Below are 5,609 nucleotides of genomic sequence, written 5' to 3' on the forward strand. Positions count from 1 at the left end.
ACACTCTGGCGTTTACTAGAATGCGGGCAGAGTTAGATGCTGTTGTTGATTTATTTGGATCGAGATAGCTTGCGGTTTTATAATCTTGGAAAGCATTATCAATCTAAGATTATTCATGAAGGGACGAAAGATGTTCAGGATATTGAGGATCCTTTGATATTGTGAGAATTGGTTTTTTTAATACAGGAACTAGTTTAACTGCGCTAGCGATAGTTGCGTATTCAGTATTTTTGAGGCATTATAGTATGATGTTAGCACTTCGCTAAATCGTATTATATGGTAGTGCGTGGTGTCGCATTTGAGAATGCGTGAATTGAAATTATTGGACCGTTTACTGAATTGTAGATGGAACAGGCATTCCCAAAAAACATTAACCTTGTGTTAATCGTAGATAGGAATGCTACTGTTCCCAGTGAAAGGGCTAGTTCTAATTTTAGAACTAGTCCTTTTTGCTATGTTGAGTGTGTTTACCACTGAATAATGAAAAAATTTTAAGTTGAATAGAATAATCTATCTATTTTTATTGATAGCGGATACAAATTGAGTTACAATAAATTTGTTTAAAACTAGTACACGGTACAATAGAAGATTTTAAGATTGGAGGTATTTTATGTCATACGAAAATAACACGGTAGAATTTGAAGTGTGGGGGAAAAATAGCATGTTCACGGACCCGCTGTCTAGAGGTGGGGAAAAACTCAGCTATAACATACCAACGTATCAGTCACTAATTGGCTTATGTGAGTCCATATATTGGAAGCCGACGATTCGATATGTTATTGATAAACTGAGAGTGATGAATGAAATTCAAATTACTTCCAAAGCAGTTCGTCCGCTCGATAAACGACTTGCATTGGATCACAACACGCTCGCATATTATTCCTATTTGTATAATGTTAGATACAAAGTTCAAGCACATATTGAATGGAATTTGCAGCGTGAAGATTTAGCGTCTGACCGTAATTACAAAAAGCATTTGGCAATTTTTAAGCGAGCACTTAAAGCGGGCGGACGTCGAGATACATTTTTGGGTACCAGGGAATGCCAAGCATATGTTAAACCTACTAACTTTAGTGAAGGCATTGGTTATTATGATGAAAATACTGCTTTTCCATTTGGACTGATGTTCCATGGTTATAACTATCCGAATGAAACGGGAGGGGATATGTTAGAGGCAAGATTTACTCGTCCCGTCATGCGAAAAGGAATTATTGAGTTTGAACGTCCGGAAGATTGTCAAATCGTACGACCAATTCGCAAGGTCATAGACACTGGCGGTCATGATTTAACTCAGTTTGAATCGGTTAACGATTTAGAGGCGCGGTTGGAGGGAGGTGAATAGTAGTGACAATATTTCAGGATTTGGTAAAAGTCTATGACAATAATCAAAGTATGGTTGGTAAATTTGAACTAGATAATTTTGATAAACCTTACACTTTATTACCAGCCAGTCATGTATCCGTGGGTGTTCAATTAGAGGTAACACTTAGTCTCCAAGGTGAGTTTATTATGGTGAGTGAAGTTTCCAAGGATGATAGCACCACTGTAATTCCTGCGACAATTAAATCGGCCAATAGGGCAAGTGCACCAGAAGCACATCCACTTCAAGATAAAATTAAGTATGTTGCTGGCGATTATGCAGAATATGCACCGACAGATAAAAAAGCACCCGTCTTTCGAGAACTATACATTAAATTATTAGGTGAATGGGCAAAATCAGCTCAAACGAACCCTAAAATTCAGGCAGTTTTTAAGTATCAACAACAAAATAGATTGTTGCAGGATCTGATTAAGGCCGGTGAAATTGAACTAGCGAAAAATGGACAATTAAGTTCAAAAGATAAGGATCTATTCGTTCGGTTTAACGTTAAGGAACAAGACCCAAAGGCACCTGTAATTTGGCAAGATCAAACTATGTTCCAATCTTGGATTGATTTTTACGCAACTAAATTAGCGGTTGAACAACCTGTTGACATTGATTACTTGTCAGGAGAAAAGGTACCAACCACGAAATTAAATGAAAAAAATATCAATCCGGCTACGAGTGGTGCTAAGCTAATTTCTGCTAATGATTCGGCCAACTTTACTTACCGAGGAATCTTTCATGATGATGAATTTTACAGCGCTGGATATGAATCATCGCAGAAAATGGCGCATGCATTGAAATGGTTGATTCAACGTCAAGGGTTGAAGAGTGATACTCGAGTTTTTGTTTTTTGGACGGATGAATCTGACGAAAATCAAAAAGTAGCCAAAGCGACAGGTGCAGTTTACAGTGGTTCAGCCCTATTGCAGTCTTTAGTTAAAAAGAAAAAAATTGAAGATAAACCTCAAACAGGTGAAGCGGTTGCTCAGTCCTATAACAGTAGGTTATTGGGATATGTAGATGAATTAAGTGGTAACGGAACTATTCATGCCATGTTTTTAGATGCAGCAACCACTGGCCGAATGGCAACGGTCTATTATAATTCAATGGTCGGTGGCACATTTAAGAAAAATCTGGAGATGTGGGGTAATAATTGTAGCCTTCAAATCAATTCCCAAACAGTTTGGACGCCAAGTGCTCGAAGATTGGTTCAAAGTGCCTATACCAACGGTCGTGGCGGACAACGAGCGGATATTATTTTGAAACGAGCATTAAGTCAGTTGATGATTAGCATTATTAACGGACAGGCTATTTCAGAAGATTTGTTACGAGCGCTATTTAGAAAATTAATTCATCCTCAAGGTTACGATTCATTGAAACAGTGGCAAAACGATTTGTTTAACTACACTGCAGCATATCACTATAACGTTCATTTGAAAGGTGGGGGAACCATGGGACTAGATCGAAATGAAACAGATCGTTCATATCTATTTGGTCGATTATTAGCAATTGCGGATCGAATTGAAAATAGTGCAGTATATAGAAAACAGCAAAGAAATGATAATGTATCTGAGCGGTTAACGACGGCATACAGATTTATGACAAATTTCGCGGAACAACCAGGGACAACGTGGAAGAGAATTTATTTGAGCGTTGTTAGATCCTATTTAGGCACACTATCTGGCGGGAGCCAAGCTTATTATGAAAATGAGGTAAACACTATTCTTGACGCGTTAGGTAATGGAAATAGCGATGAACCATTAAGTATGCGATTTTTAACCGGTTTTGCACAGCAACATGTTGCTGATAAGGAAAATAGCAAAACCAAATCGAATGCCAAGAATGAATCACAGGAGGGATAAGTACAATGACAAAATTAGAGCATAAAATCGATTTTCAATTGTTATTGGTGTAAAAAATGCTAATCCAAACGGCGATCCTTTAGACGGAAATCGGCCACGGGTAAATGCGGATGGATATGGTGAAATTAGTGATGTTGCAATTAAACGTAAAATTCGTAATCGTTGGCAAGATATGGGGAAATCGATTTTAGTTCAAATGCAAGAAAGAATCACAGATGGCGTTATGAATATTAGAGATCGCGTTAAGATGAGTGATCAAGTATTAGAAGCAATAAAGTTACAGAATGATAAGAAGAGCAATTGGCGTGATGCTTTTATCCAAGCTTCGTGCGCAAGTTGGTTGGACGTTCGTGCTTTTGGACAAGTAATGCCGTTTTCAAATAAGAAGCTTAAAGATGGTCTTGATGGCGTTTCAATTGGTATTCGTGGACCTGTGTCTGTGCAAGCTGCTTATACAACAGAGCCAGTTACAATTAAAGAAGAACAAATCACGAAGTCAATTAATTTGGAACAGGATGAAGGTAAGGGTAGCGATACAATGGGTACAAAAGCTGCCGTTCCGTTTGCAATTTATCAATGTAATGGGTCTATTAATGTTGAGCAGGCTCAGAAAACCGGCTTCACAGTTGAAGATGCTGAAGATCTCAAGCAGGCATTAACAACATTGTTCGTAAATGATTCTTCATCTGCGCGTCCAGAAGGATCAATGGCAGTGCTGAAACTAATCTGGTGGGAGCACAGCACAATGCTAGGGAAGGTACCACCTTATGTTTTGCATGAATCCGTAAAAGTTGAAGTTCCAGAGAGCGCACGGAAATTTGATGAAGTTAAGATTTCGATTGAAGATTTAAATGATGTTAATGGTGTTACAAGAGACATTGTTAGTGGGTATTAGAATTTAGAATTTCCAAAAAGCAACCCAAATAACGTCGTTCATATTGACAAATAATAATATTATTGCAGGTGCGGACCTCTAGTACACATAATTATTGTGGGGGATTCGCACCTGCAATAGTTGACATTTATGTGAGTTTTGTCAGGTTGTTTACTAGTTGATTGTTATATATTGAATCGTCTCACTAGATATAGTTAAACTAGCGTCTGATATACTATATCTTGGGATCGCACTATCTAAAGGAGTGCGTGAATTGAAATATTTATGAGTGTTGTCGACACCGTGAGTGCCTGAATCGCACTCTCTAAAGGAGTGCGTGAATTGAAATGGAAATAAGCCATTAAGATGGGAAACCGGCGAACATCGCACTCTCTAAAGGAGTGCGTGAATTGAAATAGGTGATTTATGAACTCAACTTGGAACTGATTAAGCATCGCACTCTCTAAAGGAGTGCGTGAATTGAAATGGCATTAGCATCACCATGTAGATCATAAGAACTCCAATCGCACTCTCTAAAGGAGTGCGTGAATTGAAATAATTAGAGCCTAAATTCAAGAAAATGAATGAGGATATCGCACTCTCTAAAGGAGTGCGTGAATTGAAATTGCCCCACGAGCGTTGACATAGGCGGAACCGTCAGATCGCACTCTCTAAAGGAGTGCGTGAATTGAAATATGGTGGGACCGTCACTCGGGTTGGTAAACCAGTATCGCACTCTCTAAAGGAGTGCGTGAATTGAAATATCAGCGTTATCGTGCAAGTAGGCGGTGTCGATGATCGCACTCTCTAAAGGAGTGCGTGAATTGAAATGTTTCTAGCTGGTCTAAGAGCTGCCTGTCAGTCAGCATCGCACTCTCTAAAGGAGTGCGTGAATTGAAATACGATGGCTATCAATTTCCTAGCTGTTGTGGGCTTATCGCACTCTCTAAAGGAGTGCGTGAATTGAAATAGCCCGCAATTCGTCCACAGCGTAGCATGGATAGAATCGCACTCTCTAAAGGAGTGCGTGAATTGAAATACCTTGTATCTCTCTAACGGTTTTAATCATCTATATCGCACTCTCTAAAGGAGTGCGTGAATTGAAATATTCAGACATTTAATGTGTCGTTGGTCTAACGTGCCATCGCACTCTCTAAAGGAGTGCGTGAATTGAAATACCGGTGAAGACGTGCAGATTGACGATACCGGTAAATCGCACTCTCTAAAGGAGTGCGTGAATTGAAATAGTATGGCCCGGCGCTACGGGAACTGAAGTCACCGATCGCACTCTCTAAAGGAGTGCGTGAATTGAAATAACCATTAACCCATCTAATTCGGTTTGTGACGTGATCGCACTCTCTAAAGGAGTGCGTGAATTGAAATGGCTATTCCAGCGATGGTGATGGCGATTCTGGTGATATCGCACTCTCTAAAGGAGTGCGTGAATTGAAATTATACGTCAACTTGAAATGGAGTTAGGCTTTTCAATCGCACTCTCTAAAGGAGT

The 5,609-nt window shown here is 39.3% G+C and carries 3 protein-coding genes and 1 CRISPR repeat array; all 3 genes read left to right on the forward strand.

Annotated features, from left to right (window positions below):
* Positions 1-610: 610 nt before the first annotated feature.
* From cas5c to cas7c, 3 genes are read left to right on the forward strand one after another with little or no spacing between them, the layout of a single operon-like run.
* Positions 611-1,342 carry a type I-C CRISPR-associated protein Cas5c gene (gene cas5c, locus JCM2765_RS15800; RefSeq protein ID WP_054737508.1) on the forward strand — a complete coding sequence of 244 codons (732 nt, stop codon included), beginning with the start codon at positions 611-613 and terminating at the stop codon, positions 1,340-1,342.
* 2 nt (positions 1,343-1,344) lie between these two features.
* A complete protein-coding gene (gene cas8c / locus JCM2765_RS15805; RefSeq protein WP_054737509.1) occupies positions 1,345-3,228 on the forward strand; it encodes a type I-C CRISPR-associated protein Cas8c/Csd1 in 1,884 nt (627 codons plus the stop codon).
* A 43-nt stretch (positions 3,229-3,271) separates the two neighbouring features.
* Positions 3,272-4,123, forward strand: coding sequence for a type I-C CRISPR-associated protein Cas7/Csd2 (gene cas7c, locus JCM2765_RS15810; RefSeq protein WP_225352141.1), 852 nt, complete (start codon positions 3,272-3,274; stop codon positions 4,121-4,123).
* 226 nt (positions 4,124-4,349) lie between these two features.
* Positions 4,350-5,555: direct repeats of the CRISPR family, unit length 34 nt; unit sequence ATCGCACTCTCTAAAGGAGTGCGTGAATTGAAAT.
* Positions 5,556-5,609: the final 54 nt, after the last annotated feature.

The organism is Secundilactobacillus similis DSM 23365 = JCM 2765, assembly GCF_001311075.1.
GTDB lineage: Bacteria > Bacillota > Bacilli > Lactobacillales > Lactobacillaceae > Secundilactobacillus > Secundilactobacillus similis.

What these genes read in the sequence shown, in the direction of transcription:
- cas5c (WP_054737508.1), top strand. Translation starts at nt 611, where the DNA reads ATGTCATACGAAAATAACACGGTAGAATTTGAAGTGTGGGGGAAAAAT.